Raw genomic sequence first — 15,772 nt, forward strand, 5'->3', positions numbered from 1 at the left:
GTTATCATAGCAACGATGAACGCACCGCATCACATCATCTATCGCCTGTTTTTAGGCGCCTGGCTATTTTTAGCGCCGATTGGTTGCCTGTTGCCGCTGGCCGTGGCTGATGTTTCCTCCGATTTACCAGATTTGGGCGATGTATCCGCCACCGTATTATCGCCGTTGCAAGAAGAAAAGATTGGCGACCAGATCATGCGTAGCGTGATGTCCAGTGATGATGTCGTGTCAGATTCTGAAATCAATGATTACGTAACTGATCTTGGTTACAAGCTTGTGAGTAACGGGCCAGATAGAAGCCAGAATTTCAAATTCTTCGTGGTGGAAGATAATTCGATTAATGCCTTTGCCATGCCTGGTGCGGTCATTGGTGTGCATACAGGCCTGATTTTGGCGGCGGAGAATGAATCGCAAGTGGCGGGCGTGCTTGGTCATGAGATCGGCCACGTGGTGCAGCGCCACATGGCGCGTATGCTCGCGCAGCAAAAGACTGATTCGATACTTAACATGGCTAGCATTGCAGGCGCTTTACTGTTGGCACTGGCGAACCCTCAACTCTCGGCAGGGGCTTTAACCTCCGCTACGGCCAATTCCGTACAAAAGCAGATTAACTTCACCCGTGAGAATGAACGTGAGGCCGATCGTGTGGGTTTGCAGATCATGGCGGACTCAGGTTTTGATCCGCATGGCATGACGGATTTTTTTCAGATTCTGCAAAAAGGTACACGCTTTGTAGAAGGCACAGCGCCTGCATTTTTGCGTACTCACCCATTAAGCACTGAACGCATTGCCGATGTGCAGGGGCGGGTGGACCAGATGGCAAGTTTTCGCATGGTGCAGGACAACCCAGATTTTTATTACGTACGCGTCAAACTGCTGGCGAACCGCAACTCACCTGGGCAAGCAGTAGAGTTATTTAAAAATAGCATCGCCGAAAAAAAATACAACAATGAAGCCGCGCAGCATTATGGGCTGGCGATTGCGCTGATGCGAAAGAATGATCTGGATGGTGCAACTAAAGAACTGACGTGGCTACGAGCGAATATGCCGCGCCATCCAATGTTTGAGACCTTGGCCGCTAATATTCTCGTGGCGCGAAACCAGCCAGCACAAGCAGCCAAGCAATATGCGGATGCTTTGGCCATGTTCCCTACGCACCGAGCCTTGATTTACGGCTATGCCGAACATTATTTGGCGATCAATCAAACAGACAATGCGCTCAAACTGATTAAGGAAAAACAATCGTTTTATCCAGATGATCCTTATTTTTATGAGCTAATGTCGCGCGCCTATACCATGCAGGGCAAAGACATGTTGCGACATCAAACTCAGGGCGAGGCCTATGTGCGACGCTATGATATTCCCAAGGCGATTGAGCAGATGGATTTAGCCAGCAAAGCCAAGGATGGGGATTTTTACCAGCAGTCGATAGTCGAAGCTAGACTAAAAGAATTAAAACTCAAGCTGGATGAGCCGAAAAAATCGGGCTGGTTTAGTTAACGGTATTGAAGGGTAACGTATGCAACGTAGAAGTTTTATCCAGCTAATCTCTTTATTCGCAGCGAGCCTGTTGTTGCCAATTCAAGCTTTCGCAGCGGTTTGGAATAAAGCGGCTTTTGAGGCAACCAAGGCAGAAAATACCATCCAGGGTTTGGGTGTTCCCGCACAAATACCTAGCAGTAAAGACATTGAAGTGATTGCGCCCGATCGTGCTGAAAATGGCGCTGTGGTGCAGATTGAAATCACCAGTCGCATCCCGAATACTGAATCCATCGCGATTGTGGTTGAGCATAATCCGACGCCGCTAATTGCCACTTTCAATTTTACAAACGGCGCACTGCCTTACGTGGTCACGCGCATCAAAATGGCTGAAACCTCTGATGTGCAGGCCATCATCAAGGTCGGTAGCCAATATTTCACCGCCAAGAAACGAGTGGAAGTCTTAGAGAATGGGTGCGGCTAACATGGCAGATGACATCAAAATGCGCGCCCAACTCAAGGGCGATATGGTGGAAGTTAAAGTGCTTATCGGCCACCCGATGGAAACAGGTCGCCGCAAGAATGAAGCGGGTGAAGTGATCTCCGCGCATTTCGTACAACTTGTCACTGTGACACTCAATGGCAAATCTGTGTTGGAAGCGCAATGGGGGACAGGGATTTCCAAGAATCCGTATCTGACTTTTCATCTAGTAGGAGCAAAGGTTGGGGATATTGTGGCAGTGACTTGGCACGACAACCTTGGCCAGTCATCAAGTCAGCAGATTGCGGTCACGCAGGGCTAGTGTGCGCTGACAGTTTTGGCTCGACTACGCCTGCCCAGATAGATATGTAGCGGTAGAATCACGAAGCTTAGAATACCAATAATGATATGAGTCCACCTCACATAATCGTGCATTTCTTCGCTGCCGTAATAGAGCAAAAATGCCGTGAGTATCAGCGCGGAAAATACTGAAATTAAGGTAATCCCGCTGATCCGATTGCGCTGCATTTTCCAACCCATAATAAGGTGTTGGACGGCGATAGAGCCAAAAATCATGGTGGCGATAAAAGAGCCAGCACCATGCAAAATCAAGCTCCAGCGCTGAAAGTCATTCGGCTCAGCCTGCAGAATGTCATGAGATACAAACCACAATAAACCACTTACTGATACCCAAAGGCAACCGATATAAACAGTTTTTAAATGCCAGTTTGCAAGCAAGATACCCGACCCACTCGCAGATTTTTTCGCTCTTGGGATGTTGGATTTTGGATGGGTAGTATGTTTGATGTGGCTGACTTGCTTCATATGTTTCTTTTATAAAATCAGGCTGTGAGCCTTATATTTTCGCATATATGCGGATGACTGATGCCCTGAAAATGCAAGTGCTTTGGTCAGACCGTCGGCCAGCATGCAACTTGGGGCAATCACAGAGTAACTGTGCATTGTTAGCAATGAAGCTTGAGTCTTGGATTTCGCATTGATGAGTGCTGATGTTGTCAGTTGACCAACTTTGCGTGTAGAGAAATAAGTCGCAGACGTGGCAATAGCACCGTTTTGCAACTCACCGACTTTAACTAACTGTGCAGGGTTTTCAGGTTTTCTTAGAAAAATTGGGCTGGCAATCTCGCCATATACGCGTAGGTCACCGCCCGCATTCACGCTGGCACTTTTTGCCCCATGTTTTTTCAGTATCTCGATAGCTTTGTCCACTGCAAAACCTTTGGCAATGCCCCCTAAATCGATGCCCAGGTGCTTGGTAAAACGCACTCGGTGAAAAGGTTTTAAATCAATATCTACAGAACTACCATTGCGCGTTTTTCCTAAAGATTTACTTGTTAGATGCCCTGAGCGTTTCAGTGCTGGTGCAATAGTGCAATCAAAGTGCCCGCGAGTTTTCTGATGGAGTTTCACTGCAGTTTGCAGTACTTCAAATAGCCAGGGGTGCACCTGTAGTGCTCGGCCAAAGGCATGACGATTCAACCTTGAGAGCTGGCTGCGCTGATCATGCACGCTCATGAGCTGTTGTACTTTGCAGACGGCTAAGAACGCTGCATTGATGCCTAGTTGCAGTTTATCTTCAGATAAACCACTCGCCTCTATTTCGACATATGTGCCCAGCAGGGGGCGAACACGCTTCATTTGAGAGGTTTTAATACCAAATCGTACATCACCATCACGCGTTTTACGCCATCAGTGATGTGCTTGCAGGAGAGCGTGGCGCCGCTCACATTTTTGATGTCTTTATTCAATTTAATTTCGGAATCTGCGGTTTTCCCTACAAATTGTTGACGCCAGGATTCATCGCGTACTTCATAACCATATGATTCGTTGTATTCCATGACTTCAACTTGCCGCACTGTGCCATTGGCATTGATTCCAACTGCATATTTGATGAACTCATGTTTACCGATGACTTCATCAATCACGAAATAACTGCCGTCGGGCGTACGCCAGATACGGTCTGTTTTAAAGGCTTCGTGAACTGATGATTTATCTTGCATGATGCTACGTTGCGCATCGGTGAGTTGAATGCTGACAGGTGTAAGTTTGCTATCAGCAAATATGGCTTTTTGTGCCTGTTCAGGGCTCAAATAAATATTGGCATAAGCCGAGGGCGCAATAATTGCCGCGACGGGCATGAATGCATAAGGAGACCATTTCATAAGTGCTTGCCTGTTTATTTCTGGGGTGTGGTTTAAAAGATACAGTTTAAATAATTGAATTGACTCAGCTCGCAAATGCGAACTATTATCATTGCTACTTAACGCAATAATATTGGATACGAAAATGGCTTTTTTAGCAAATACAAAAGTAAAGCTGGCCTCGCTTCTGGCCGCTTTATTGATTTTCTCAACACCGTTTGCATATGCGGGTGAAGGCGTATTTGGCTGGGTTTACACTTTAGATATTCAACCCAAAGGTAAGTGGGAGTTTGAACAGAAGGTTGACCGCTCAGTTGGTCAGGCATCGGGAAGTTATGCGCTGGATCAATTTCGCTCAGAAATTGAATATGGCCTAACCGATGACATCCAGATTGCTGCTTACGTGAACATGTTTAATGTGCATGCAAATCGCAACTATATCAATCCAGATTTTTGCCCTAATGTGAATCCATGTACCGCAGGTTTCGGTGTGCCTGGTAGCTACAACGACACCGCTCAAGGTTACAACAGCTTTGGTGGCGTTGATGGGTATTCTGGGGAGATTATCTGGAGAATAACCAACCCTCTTACATCACCTGTTGGCGTTGGTATTTATTTCGAGCCAACAATCGGTAAACTGCAGGACAGTATTGAAGCGCGTTTAATGCTGCAATCCAATTTTCTTGATGACAAACTAATCCTTGCTGGTAATTTGAGTTTTGAGGCAGAAAAAGAGCATTACACCCCAGGTGAAGACGAAATCATTCGCCAGTCGCACACGGATATACTTTATGGCGCCAGCTATCGCTTTGCACCTAACTGGTCAGGCGGTCTTGAAGGTCGCTTGCACAATGACTTTTATGGTTATCACTTAGATGAACATATTCAGTTTGCGAATTTTATTGGCCCTAACGTTCATTACGCAGCTAAGGATTTCTGGGTAACAGCTGCTTGGCGTTACCAAATTCATGGTGTATGTATGGGTGCTGGTACAGGTGATTGCAACAGCGTTTATGACAAGGTGTCAGATGACCATGGCCGCAACCAGTTTATTGTCAGGGTAGGTGTTCCGTTTTAATTTGATTTAAACGTGATTCAGCAAAAAGGCGAACTCAATGAGTTCGCCTTTTTTGTTTCTACGTCTTGCCTTAACTTTTAGACGCCATATCAATAGCGAGCGCTTCAGCTATTTTGATGCCATCAACTGCTGCAGATAATATCCCACCTGCATAGCCTGCACCTTCGCCAGTTGGATACAAACCTCTGGTATTCACGCTTTGCAAATCGTCGTCATTGCGCTTGATACGGATGGGCGATGATGTTCTCGTTTCTACACCTGTCAGCACGCCATCGGGTAAATCAAAGCCTTTAATCTGTTTGCCAAAAGCAGGTAGCGCTTCGCGAATGGCGGTGATGGCATATTCAGGCAGCACGGTGCTCAAGTCAGTTAAATGAACACCTGGCGTGTAAGAGGGTTGCACTGAGCCAAACTCAGTAGAGGGTTTGGCGGCGATGAAGTCGCCTATGAGTTGTCCGGGGGCTTTGTAATTGCTGCCTCCTAGCTTATAGGCTTGCGATTCCCAATGACGTTGCAGAGCCATGCCTGCAAGCGGGTCGCCCGGGTAATCTTGTTCTGGTGATATGCCGACGACGATGCCAGCATTGGCATTGCGTTCGTTGCGTGAATACTGGCTCATGCCGTTAGTCACCACGCGGCCTTCTTCAGACGCCGCGGCCACTACCGTGCCGCCAGGACACATACAAAAGCTATAAACGCTGCGTCCGTTTTGGGCGTGGTGTACCAGCTTGTAATCAGCCGCACCCAGAATAGGGTTTGCCGCATTCTGCCCATAACGTGCATGGTCGATGAGTGATTGTGGATGTTCAATGCGAAAGCCGATAGAGAAAGGCTTGGCTTCGATATAGATGCCACGTTTGTGGATCATCTCAAACGTATCACGCGCGCTGTGGCCAACCGCGAGCACCAAGTGGTTGGTCTCTATACGTTCGCCATTCGCCAGCACAACGCCTTGTACCTGATTATTTTCAACCTCAATATCGTCTACACGGCTCTGGAAGCGAATCTCACCGCCCAGCGCAGTAATGGTGTTGCGCATCTGTTCCACCATGCCGACCAGCCTGAACGTGCCGATATGCGGATGGCTGACATATAAAATCTCTTCAGGCGCACCAGCTTTTACAAATTCATTGAGTACCTTGCGGCCATAATGCTTAGGGTCTTTGATCTGGCTATAGAGCTTGCCGTCTGAGAATGTGCCTGCGCCACCTTCGCCAAACTGCACGTTCGATTCAGGGTTAAGTACGCTCTTGCGCCATAATCCCCAAGTGTCTTTAGTGCGCTCACGGACTTCCTTGCCGCGCTCCAGCACAATTGGTTTAAAGCCAGATTGCGCCAATATGAGTGCAGCAAAAATACCTGCAGGGCCAAAGCCAATAACGACAGGGCGTTTGGATATGTTGAGTGGTGCTTGTGCCACAAAGTGATAGCCGATGTCAGGTGCAGGTTTTACGTGGGGGTCTCTTTTAAATTTGGCCAAGACCTTGGCCTCGTTTTTGACTTCAATATCCAGGGTATAAACGAACAAAATGGCGTGTGATTTTCGTGCATCTACGCCACGCTTGAATATCTCAAAACGCACAAGCTCTTCTTCAGCAATACCTAATTTCTTGAAGATTGCAGCTTTAATTTCGCTGGGTGTATGCGCAATATCCTTGGCGTGTTCGAGCGGGAGTTTTATTTCGGTAAGTCTTAGCATTTATATTTCGAGCGGTAACTGTAGTAATTTTTTGAGCATGGGCACAGTGACTGGTTTCTTGGTGGTCAGTGACCATACATCAAGCGCATTCAGGGTAGCCATCAGGTTGGGTAAATCACGACGCAAATAACGCAGGCAATAGTCGATGACTTCATCTGGCAGATGCATGCCACGCTCTTTTGCGTGGGTTCTCAAAGCCTGTGCTTTTTCGTCATCTGTGAGTGGGTGTAATTGGTAGGTCAGGCCCCAAGCCAAGCGTGTTGCCAAATCATCGCGCAGCCCCATTTGCGTCGGTGCGGCAATCCCGCTGGCAATCAGCAGGCCGCCAGACTCGCGTAGCTGGTTATAGCTATTAAACAAGGAGATTTGGGCTTCATCCGAAAGCTGATGCACATTATCAGCACACACCAGATTTAAACCAGCAACACGTGCCAATTCAGTTGCGCTGGATAGTAAATGTGTTTTACCACTACCGGCAGCACCCCACAGGTAAATGAAGCGTTGCGAACCGCCATTGATAGCGGCCTTAAGGCTGTGCAGAGCCTCTGCATTGCGGCCAATAACAAAGTTATCCAGACTTGGCAGCGCAGGTGGCTGAATATCAAGTAGCAATTGCTTCATGAGCGTGGTTCTGAAAAGTGCGCGGGTCAGCGTTTAAAGGCTAGTTCTTTAGGTAGGCATCGCTTGCCACATATTTTTTCTTGGCATGACGCACTAGAACGGCGATGGCGGCACCCACTGGCAAGGCTAGCAATATGCCGCTAAATCCGAATAACTCACCACCAGCCAGCAAGGCGAAAATCACTACCACTGGGTGCAAGCCGATGCGATCACCCACTAACCATGGAGTTAGCAACATACTTTCTATGGCCTGGCCGATAGCAAATACCGCAGCGACAGGCACCAAATCCCCTAGGTTATTGAATTGCAATATGGCTGCCAACATAGCCAGCAGGATGCCCGTGGTAGGGCCAAGATAAGGTACAAAGCCCAGCAGGCCAGCAATCAGGCCAATCGGAATGGCAAGCTCCAGACCAGCAAAACCAAGGCCTGCAGCATAAAAGATACCCATCAATATCATCACAGAAAGCTGGCCACGCAAAAATTCAGCCAGTACAGCATCAATCTCCATGCTGATTTCCAGCGTTTTAGCCAGATGACGACGCGGCAAGAGTACCGCGATGCGTTCAATGAGTTGATGCCAATCACGCAACAGGTAAAACAACACAACGGGAATCAGCAGTAGATTCACCATCCAGCCAATGAAGGCCAGGCCATGCGTGCTAATAATGAGTAAGGCGCGACTTGCATAGTCTGTGGCGGATTTCCAGTTTTTGGTGAAGACCTCCTGCACTTTGCCAGAGTCAATTTCCAGGCCAATGCCAAAGTGTTGGAACAACCAGGGGTCAAGCTGTGTGCGTAAGGTATTGATGTAATTAGGGAGCTTTTGGATGACGAGAAATAGCTCTTTTTGCAACATAGGTACGATGACGAGTATGACGCCAATAAGCCCAGTGAGCAGTAGCAGCATGACGAGCATGGTTGCAACAGTGCGGCCTATCGTCAGCTTGCCAAGTTTGAATGCGCTTATGCGATCTACCAGCGGATTGCAAATGTAGGCAAAAATCGCTGCAATCAGAAATGGCGAGATAATCGGCAAAAGTCGATAAGCAATGAATAAAGCGAGTGCTACCAGCAGAATAATGCGGTAATCAGGTAATACGTTTTCTCGTTTGGCTGTCATTTCGGTTAAAATTCCATAATTCGGCAGTAATATTTTTAATAGCAATATTTTATAGTGGAAAGCGAGAACGCACTTGAATTCTGACAACTCACCAGCCAAAACCTCAATGAGCTACCGCGATGCTGGTGTCGATATGGAAGCAGGCGATGCACTGGTAGAACAGATCAAGCCATACGCGAAGCGTACCATGCGCCCAGAGGTTTTGGGTGGAATTGGCGGTTTTGGTTCTTTGTTTGAAGTGCCTAAAAAATTCAAAAACCCAGTGCTGGTATCAGGTACCGATGGTGTTGGCACCAAACTCAAGCTGGCTTTTCAACTGAACAAACACGATACCGTAGGCATCGATCTGGTCGCTATGAGCGTCAACGATATTCTGGTACAAGGCGCTGAACCGTTGTTTTTTCTGGATTATTTTGCATGCGGCAAACTGGAAGTCGGCACCGCTGCCCAAGTGATTAAAGGTATTGCCGCTGGCTGTGAACAGGCTGGCTGTGCCTTAGTCGGTGGTGAGACTGCCGAGATGCCGGGCATGTATCCAGCAGGCGAATATGACCTTGCAGGGTTTGCAGTGGGTGCAGTGGATAAAGAAGCGATCATCAATGGCACAACAATCAGTGAAGGCGATGTCGTGTTGGGCTTGGCTTCAAGCGGCGCCCATTCAAATGGCTATTCGCTGATTCGTAAATTGATAGAGCAATCAGCCATCAGTTGGGATAGTGACTTTCACGGCAAGCCATTCCGCGATGTGGTGATGGCCCCAACGCGGATCTATGTAAAACCGCTATTAAAACTGCTCGCAACCTTGCCCGTAAAAGGCATGGCGCATATTACTGGCGGCGGCATTACTGAAAACATTCCACGTGTGTTACCAGAGGGATTAACGGCTGAAATCAAGAAAAGCAGCTGGCAATTGCCAGCCTTGTTTAGCTGGTTGCAGGCACAAGGCAATGTGACGGATGACGAAATGTATCGCACGTTCAACTGTGGCATCGGCATGGCAGTCATCGTCTCTGCCGAGCATGCGGCACAAGCGCAGGCTTTGCTAAGTGCTGAAGGTGAGCAGGTATTTACTATCGGTCATATTCGTCGTAGTGGTGCTGGCGAGCATGCAACGGTTGTCATTTAATTTCGCGTGTCTCTAAATATCATTAGTCGTGCGTTAAAGTATCCTCAAGCATTAAGGAGCATATGAAAATGCCAAGCATCATGCGGTTAAACAACAGCTTTAAAGCGCTTATATGGGTGCTTATCTCTAGCTTTGGATTGGCTGGCGTGGCTCAAGCCGCACCGCCGACCAAAATAAGTTTAGAGTACATGGCAACACGCGATGGCAAGCCATTCGCTAATGTGACGGAAAGTTATAAACAAGAAGATGGCCGCTACAAAATAGAGAGCGTGACGTCAGGCATTGGTGTATTTGCCTTGCTGGGTAAGCGTGTGATGACTAGTGAAGGTGAAGTGACTACGCAAGGGTTAAAACCTAGTCATTTTGAGTTGCGCCAGGGCGATAACCCTAAAAAGGCGTTGATCTCTGATTTCGACTGGTCTGCCAGCACTTTGAATTTGCAAATCAAAGGTGAGGCAAGCAGCTCTCCACTTGATAAAGGTGCGCAAGATTTAGCCAGTTTCCCCTATCAATTCATGTTCAGCCCACCCAAGGCGGATGATTTCTATCTTGCCGTCAATAGTGGTCGCAAGCTGGGTAACAATCATTACAAAGTGACAGAGCGCGGTGCCGTAATCGAGATTGATGGCAAAAAGTATAAAGCGCTGCATTTGGTAGATGCTAGCGAAGATGCGAAAGATGGTAAAGAGTTGTGGCTGGGCGTAGCGCAATACAATCTACCGATAAAACTTGTATTGAAAGATGAAACTGGCGCAACAATCGAGCAAACCCTTACCAGCATTCATGCTGAGTAATACATTTGCAAAACTGCGCAGATTTGGCTCGTGGCGTTATGTAGTCGCGCTGGTATTATCGGTTTTATTGCATTTTGTGCTGATTGCTGGTGCTAGTTGGCATTTTCCCGTCTCTGATACTGATGACGATACTATTGAAGTAGCATTGGTGCCGCAGCAGTTAGTAGAAAAGCCTGCAGTGAAACCAGTAGCTGTGAAGCCTAAAGCCCAAAGTAGCAAAGTGCCCAAGCCAACTCCGCCAACAGAAGCAGCGCCTGAAAATAAGGTGGCAGATCAAGTAGCAGTCAATGCTGTGGATGGAATAACGAAACAGGCTGAACCTACAGAAGCTAGCGACGCAAGCACCGAAGCATTACCCGATCAGATTGCGGGACAGCCAGAACCTTTAAACGAAGCCGCCGCATGGACGCCAAAAAGTAATTTTCTAGAGATGGAATATGATGTATTCCGTGGCGTTGGCGGCATGAAAATCGGTGTTACACGGGTTAATTACAAGTCAGGCGCTGATGGTAGTTATAGCTTGAAAAGCGAGACCGAAGCAAAAGGTCTGGCTACGTTGATTTTGTCGGACAATCTGGTGCAAGTGAGTGAAGGCTTAGTGACAGATAAAGGTTTGCAGCCTGCAGAATTCAGTTATCAGTTTGCGCGCAAATCACGCCAGGCCAAATTTGATTGGCAATCTGCCTTGTTAACACAGCAAACCAATAAAGAAGAAACAACGGTGCCTTTGCCAGCAGGCACACAAGATATACTGAGTTTTATGTTCCAGTTTATGTTTGTACCGCCATTGCAAGAGATGGAATTAAATATCACCAATGGCAGAAAGCTGAACCATTACAACTATGGTTTTGAGGGTGAAGAAACCATCAACAGCAAGCTGGGCGATATACGCACCCTGCATATTTCACGCACTGGCCAGGAAGACGCAAAAGATGATCTCTGGCTGGCGATAGATAAAGAGTATCTCCCGATTAAAATACGTAAAACAGAAAAGGATGGCAGTGTGATCGAGCAGATTGTGACTCGTATCAATACTGATATAACTCAATGAGCACCATTAAACCAACGAATGTCATTAACCCTAATTTATTGCGCCTTGCCAGCATGGCACTGGCCGATGTACTTACAGGAACTGGCCCTGCAGATGCCAAGTTAGGATGGTTCTTTAAACAGAATCGCGAACTGGGTACTAAAGACCGCGCCTTTGTGGCTGAATCAGTTTATGGCGTATTGCGTCGTAAATCATTCCTGGCATTTGTGTCAGATGGCGAAGACCCGCGCAAATTGCTGCTTGCCTGGCTGCTACGTGTGCAAGGCATGAGCATGCGTGATTTGGATGAAAGCCTGAACAAGCAACAAAAGGAGTGGGCGCAAGAGATCAAGGCTAAAACCCCTGATCCAGCCAATGCTGCCATGCAGGCTGATATGCCAGAATGGTTATGGGAAACACTCACCAAACAATATGGTGAAGCAGAAGCGCTGGTGATTGCCCGCAGCATGCATTTGCCAGCACCACTCGATCTGCGCGCCAATTTGGTGAAAGCCACGCGTGAAGATGTCGTCGCCAAGTTTGCCTCAGAAAATACAGAAGTCGCCCTCACGCCGTATTCACCAAATGGTCTGCGTATGGCAGAAAAAGTGACCATCAGTCGCCATAAATTATTTACCGACGGCAAGATAGAAGTGCAGGACGAAGGCAGCCAATTGCTGGCGCAACTGGTAGCGCCGCGCCGTGGTGAAATGATTGCCGATTTCTGTGCTGGTGCTGGTGGTAAAAGTCTGGCGATTGGTGCACTGATGCGCAACACAGGCCGCATTTATGCATTCGACGTTTCTGAAAAGCGTTTGCAGAACTTGGGTGTTCGCCTTAAACGTTCGGGCTTATCTAACTTACATAGCCAACTGATTACAAGCGAGCAAGACCCAAAGCTGAAGCGCCTAAATGGTAAATTTGACCGCGTATTGGTCGATGCACCTTGCAGCGGCCTAGGTACTTTAAGACGCAACCCCGATTTGAAATGGCGCCAAACGCCACAAGACATTATTGAACTGACAGCTAAACAGACCAGAATTCTGACGCGTGCTGCCAAGCTGGTAAAAGCGGGCGGGCGCCTGATTTATGCCACCTGTAGTTTGTTGCAGGAAGAAAACGAACAGATTGCTGAGGCATTTTTGGTTGCGAATGTTGATTACAAGCTAGTGCCTGCCAACGAAATATTAGCCCAACAGCAAATTGAGCTAGATACTGGCAAATACCTCAAGCTATTGCCGCATTTGCACCAGACAGATGGTTTTTTTGCCGCGGTGTTTGAGCGTACTGCTTAATTTTCAATATCACTTCTCAGGTTCAGTGATGGCGATATGTTTTGCTTTTGCCACATCAACGCGCAATAGTTGCGCCAACTCAGCGTAATCATCTGGCAAGGCGGCGTCTTGCCAGCCATTGGCTGAATGGCGGGCAAGATTAGCCGCCAGTGATACGCTTTTTACCTGTTGGTCTTTGCTGCTGGTGTCGTCCATCAGTTTGGAAAGCAGAGGTGGTAAGTTGCAGGAATCAATCAGTAATAACTGCAGCTCTGCTAGCCTGAAACCAAATACATCCTCTTGTACTTTGGCTGAGCGCAAGGTTTTATCCGCATGTTGCAGCTCAAAAATCTTCATCATGTTGTCTGGCGCAAAACACCACATCAATATCTCGACCAGATCATGTAAAAGTGCGGCGATGCGTGTTTCTTCCACACGCAAGTCGCGCAATAATATGCCCCATTCAAACGCATAATGTGCAGCCCGATTAGAGCGATGAATCAGCCTTAATAAGTGGGTAAGCGCGGGCAGGTTGTGTTTAAGCGTATCTTGCACAACGGGCTGTGTAGGCAGGTCTCTAAAAAATGAGTTCATCCCCATCATCATGATGGCCTGCTCGACCAGCACCAGATCTTGCAACTGGTGTTTATTCTTATGCGTTTGCATGTGGCGCAATACGCGGAACGCCATCATTGGGTCATGGTTGACGACAGATGCAATGGCACGCGCGGTTAGATTGTCTTCGTCCAGTTTAAGCCGATCCATCTCACGTGCCGTGTGTTTAAGCACAGGAATCTCGGCGCTACTTAAAAACGTGACCCAAGTGTTTAAATCGTGAGGGGCTAATTTCTGTGGTTCAGATGACATGTTCAAAACCTTTAAGCGTGTATTGCCAGAGGTGGTCTTAATCTACTTGTTAATATATCAATATCGGCACTATTCAGCACATTCTTAATCATTCCCTGACATTTACCATCACAGTTGAGCTAGGTTACACTCATTGGCAGGGTGATACTTTAGCCACATGACATTTAATCAAAGCGAGCATTAGCACTATGAAATTTCCGTCACTCAATAGCCAAATTCTACTTGGGGCGATTCTCGGCATAGCGATTGGTATCTACTTTCATGCGCTAGGGCAAGATAGTGAGCCTGCCCAAGCTGGCCTGTATGTCAGCGGCCTGGTTGGTGGTGTGTTTGTTGATCTATTGAAAATGGTATTGGTACCGCTGGTATTCAGCTCAATTACTGTAGGTATTGCCAATCTGCAAAAGCATCATCAAGCACAACGTGTTTGGAAGATTACGCTAGCGTTTTTCCTGTTTTCGATGACGGTTGCCATTATTGTTGGCTTGTCGGCGGCCAATATTTTTAAGCCAGGTGCAGGCTTGCATCTTGGTTTGTTCGCTGATGCCATGCAGGCTTTCGAAGCCAAGCAGATGAGTCTGGGCGAATTTTTCGCCCATTTTCTGCATGGCTTATTCGTGAATCCAGTAAGTGCCATGGCACAGGGCAATATTTTGCCTGTTGTTGTTTTTGCCTTGTTTGTTGGTGTGGCGATTGTGGTCGGCGGCGAACGCTATCGGAACATTCTTAATCTATTGCAAGAACTGTTTGAGCTGACGATGCGTATCGTTAGCTGGATTATGCTTCTATCACCATTCGGTATCATGGCCTTGCTCATCAAGCTGGTGGCAACGCAGGATGTGGCTTTGTTGGGCAGTGTAGGCAAGTTTATTGCGGTGATTATCGGCACAACTTTGCTGCATGGCGTGGTGATCCTGCCACTGATTTTGTACCTCATCACTAAAATGACCCCGCTAACATTCTGGAAAGGCGCACGCGATGCGCTGATTACCGCTTTTGCTACCAGTTCCAGTTCGGCCACCATGCCAGTGACTTTACGCTGCGTGGAAGAGCAACTTAAAGTGCCACGCGAAATCGCCAGCTTTGTCATTCCTTTCGGCGCTACCGTCAATATGGACGGCACGGCACTTTATGAAGCCGCTGCAGCGCTCTTTATCGCTAATCTGGCTGGCGTAGAACTCAATCTGGTTCAGCAAATGATTGTATTTTTCACTGCCATGATCGCTGCTATGGGTGCGCCCGGCATCCCAAGTGCTGGCATGGTCACTATGGTCATGGTGTTGCAATCTGTTGGATTACCCGCCGAAGCCATCGCCATCTTGCTGCCTATAGATCGGCTACTAGACACCGTGAGAACTGCGGTGAATGTAGAGGGTGATATGGTTGGGAGCATTGTGGTGCATAAGCTGGTGGGGCGAGCCTAGCTTAATATCTTGGGCTCAATATTCTGGAAAATTTAGAAGGGTTTTGTAGTGTTGAAATTTACTTTTCGCTGGGCTGTCAGTGAAGAAGCGATTGCCGTTTCTAATATGATCAACGACTCATATCGTGGTGAACAGAGCAAGCTGGGTTGGACAACCGAAGCACATTTGCTTGATGGTTTAAGAACCACTCCTCAAGAAATTCTTGACCTGATTAATCGGGTAGATTCAATCATCCTGCTTTGCCACTGCGAGTCAGAACTGGTGGGGTCTGTGCATCTGGAAAAACATGCAGACACTGCTTATTTGGGAATGTTTGTAGTTCGTCCAACGCTGCAGGCACAAGGCATAGGCAAGCAGTTACTCCAAGCTGCAGAGTCCGAAGCTAAAGTGCAATGGGGTGCCACAAAAAGTGCTATCTCTGTGATTTCTGCGAGAGACGAATTGCTCCAGTTTTATGAGCGACGAGGCTACATTAGAACGGGGGAATTAAATAATTTCCCAGTAAACCCTGCTATGTGGCAACCCAAAATACAAAACCTGCAACTGGCATTATTGGAAAAGCAGTTGCGATAATTGTTTAAACTTGACGGTTTTATTCAGATTCAAGTACATTC

Annotated in this window: 17 protein-coding genes; 10 read left to right on the plus strand and 7 right to left on the minus strand. The window is 47.5% G+C overall.

The features are described 5' to 3' along the window. Positions 1–15 precede the first annotated feature (15 nt). Genes ZMTM_RS00980 through soxZ form a run of 3 tightly spaced genes read left to right on the plus strand, consistent with a single transcriptional unit; the run spans position 16 to position 2,282 of the window. Complete coding sequence (locus tag ZMTM_RS00980; protein WP_221764499.1) at positions 16–1,500, plus strand: beta-barrel assembly-enhancing protease; 1,485 nt, start codon at positions 16–18, stop codon at positions 1,498–1,500. 19 nt (positions 1,501–1,519) lie between these two features. Further along, a complete protein-coding gene (gene soxY / locus ZMTM_RS00985) occupies positions 1,520–1,963 on the plus strand; it encodes a thiosulfate oxidation carrier protein SoxY (RefSeq protein ID WP_221764500.1) in 444 nt (147 codons plus the stop codon). 1 nt (position 1,964) lies between these two features. Beyond that, complete coding sequence (gene soxZ, locus ZMTM_RS00990) at positions 1,965–2,282, plus strand: thiosulfate oxidation carrier complex protein SoxZ (protein WP_221764501.1); 318 nt, start codon at positions 1,965–1,967, stop codon at positions 2,280–2,282. Here soxZ and ZMTM_RS00995 read toward each other — a convergent pair. The 3 genes from ZMTM_RS00995 to ZMTM_RS01005 are packed head-to-tail and all read right to left on the minus strand — an operon-like array spanning position 2,279 to position 4,143. Further along, positions 2,279–2,785 carry a hypothetical protein gene (locus tag ZMTM_RS00995; RefSeq protein ID WP_221764502.1) on the minus strand — a complete coding sequence of 169 codons (507 nt, stop codon included), beginning with the start codon at positions 2,783–2,785 and terminating at the stop codon, positions 2,279–2,281. The genes soxZ and ZMTM_RS00995 overlap by 4 nt on opposite strands. Before the next feature lie 9 nt (positions 2,786–2,794). Next, positions 2,795–3,619, minus strand: coding sequence for an FAD:protein FMN transferase (locus tag ZMTM_RS01000; RefSeq protein WP_221764503.1), 825 nt, complete (start codon positions 3,617–3,619; stop codon positions 2,795–2,797). Then, entirely contained in the window at positions 3,616–4,143 is a 528-nt protein-coding gene (locus tag ZMTM_RS01005; protein WP_221764504.1) for an FMN-binding protein, read from the minus strand. The genes ZMTM_RS01000 and ZMTM_RS01005 overlap by 4 nt, the downstream gene beginning before the upstream one ends. Before the next feature lie 124 nt (positions 4,144–4,267). On the opposite strand from ZMTM_RS01005, the gene ZMTM_RS01010 reads away from it, so the two are divergent. After that, a complete protein-coding gene (locus ZMTM_RS01010) occupies positions 4,268–5,200 on the plus strand; it encodes a DUF6662 family protein (RefSeq protein WP_221764505.1) in 933 nt (310 codons plus the stop codon). 70 nt (positions 5,201–5,270) lie between these two features. Here ZMTM_RS01010 and ZMTM_RS01015 read toward each other — a convergent pair whose 3' ends face one another. The 3 genes from ZMTM_RS01015 to ZMTM_RS01025 are packed head-to-tail and all read right to left on the minus strand — an operon-like array spanning position 5,271 to position 8,643. Continuing rightward, the gene (locus ZMTM_RS01015; RefSeq protein WP_221764506.1) at positions 5,271–6,899 is read right to left on the minus strand and encodes an NAD(P)/FAD-dependent oxidoreductase; all 1,629 of its coding nucleotides are present in this window, start codon (positions 6,897–6,899) and stop codon (positions 5,271–5,273) included. Further along, positions 6,900–7,520: an HdaA/DnaA family protein gene (locus ZMTM_RS01020; RefSeq protein ID WP_221764507.1), complete on the minus strand. Its 621-nt coding sequence runs from the start codon at positions 7,518–7,520 to the stop codon at positions 6,900–6,902. It lies immediately after the preceding gene. 40 nt (positions 7,521–7,560) lie between these two features. After that, positions 7,561–8,643 carry an AI-2E family transporter gene (locus ZMTM_RS01025; protein WP_221764508.1) on the minus strand — a complete coding sequence of 361 codons (1,083 nt, stop codon included), beginning with the start codon at positions 8,641–8,643 and terminating at the stop codon, positions 7,561–7,563. Between the two features lie 106 nt (positions 8,644–8,749). On the opposite strand from ZMTM_RS01025, the gene purM reads away from it, so the two are divergent. The 4 genes from purM to ZMTM_RS01045 all read left to right on the plus strand — a co-directional run bounded on the left by purM (position 8,750) and on the right by ZMTM_RS01045 (position 12,888). Continuing rightward, complete coding sequence (gene purM, locus ZMTM_RS01030; protein ID WP_221765518.1) at positions 8,750–9,769, plus strand: phosphoribosylformylglycinamidine cyclo-ligase; 1,020 nt, start codon at positions 8,750–8,752, stop codon at positions 9,767–9,769. A 62-nt stretch (positions 9,770–9,831) separates the two neighbouring features. Further along, complete coding sequence (locus ZMTM_RS01035) at positions 9,832–10,563, plus strand: DUF3108 domain-containing protein (RefSeq protein ID WP_225907050.1); 732 nt, start codon at positions 9,832–9,834, stop codon at positions 10,561–10,563. After that, positions 10,511–11,614: a DUF3108 domain-containing protein gene (locus tag ZMTM_RS01040; protein WP_221764509.1), complete on the plus strand. Its 1,104-nt coding sequence runs from the start codon at positions 10,511–10,513 to the stop codon at positions 11,612–11,614. The genes ZMTM_RS01035 and ZMTM_RS01040 overlap by 53 nt, the downstream gene beginning before the upstream one ends. Further along, positions 11,611–12,888, plus strand: a complete 1,278-nt coding sequence (locus ZMTM_RS01045) for an RsmB/NOP family class I SAM-dependent RNA methyltransferase (protein ID WP_225907051.1) — start codon at positions 11,611–11,613, stop codon at positions 12,886–12,888. Before ZMTM_RS01040 ends, ZMTM_RS01045 begins: the two co-directional genes overlap by 4 nt. Before the next feature lie 9 nt (positions 12,889–12,897). Here the strand turns inward: ZMTM_RS01045 and ZMTM_RS01050 are convergent, their stop codons facing one another. Continuing rightward, positions 12,898–13,734, minus strand: a complete 837-nt coding sequence (locus tag ZMTM_RS01050) for an HDOD domain-containing protein (protein WP_221764510.1) — start codon at positions 13,732–13,734, stop codon at positions 12,898–12,900. A 188-nt stretch (positions 13,735–13,922) separates the two neighbouring features. On the opposite strand from ZMTM_RS01050, the gene ZMTM_RS01055 reads away from it, so the two are divergent. Both ZMTM_RS01055 and ZMTM_RS01060 read left to right on the plus strand, forming a co-directional pair. Continuing rightward, on the plus strand, positions 13,923–15,158 hold the full coding sequence (locus ZMTM_RS01055; RefSeq protein ID WP_221764511.1) for a dicarboxylate/amino acid:cation symporter: 1,236 nt from the start codon (positions 13,923–13,925) through the stop codon (positions 15,156–15,158). 48 nt (positions 15,159–15,206) lie between these two features. Then, positions 15,207–15,731, plus strand: coding sequence for a GNAT family N-acetyltransferase (locus ZMTM_RS01060; protein WP_225907052.1), 525 nt, complete (start codon positions 15,207–15,209; stop codon positions 15,729–15,731). Positions 15,732–15,772: the final 41 nt, after the last annotated feature.

Source organism: Methyloradius palustris (assembly GCF_019703875.1).
GTDB lineage: Bacteria > Pseudomonadota > Gammaproteobacteria > Burkholderiales > Methylophilaceae > Methyloradius > Methyloradius palustris.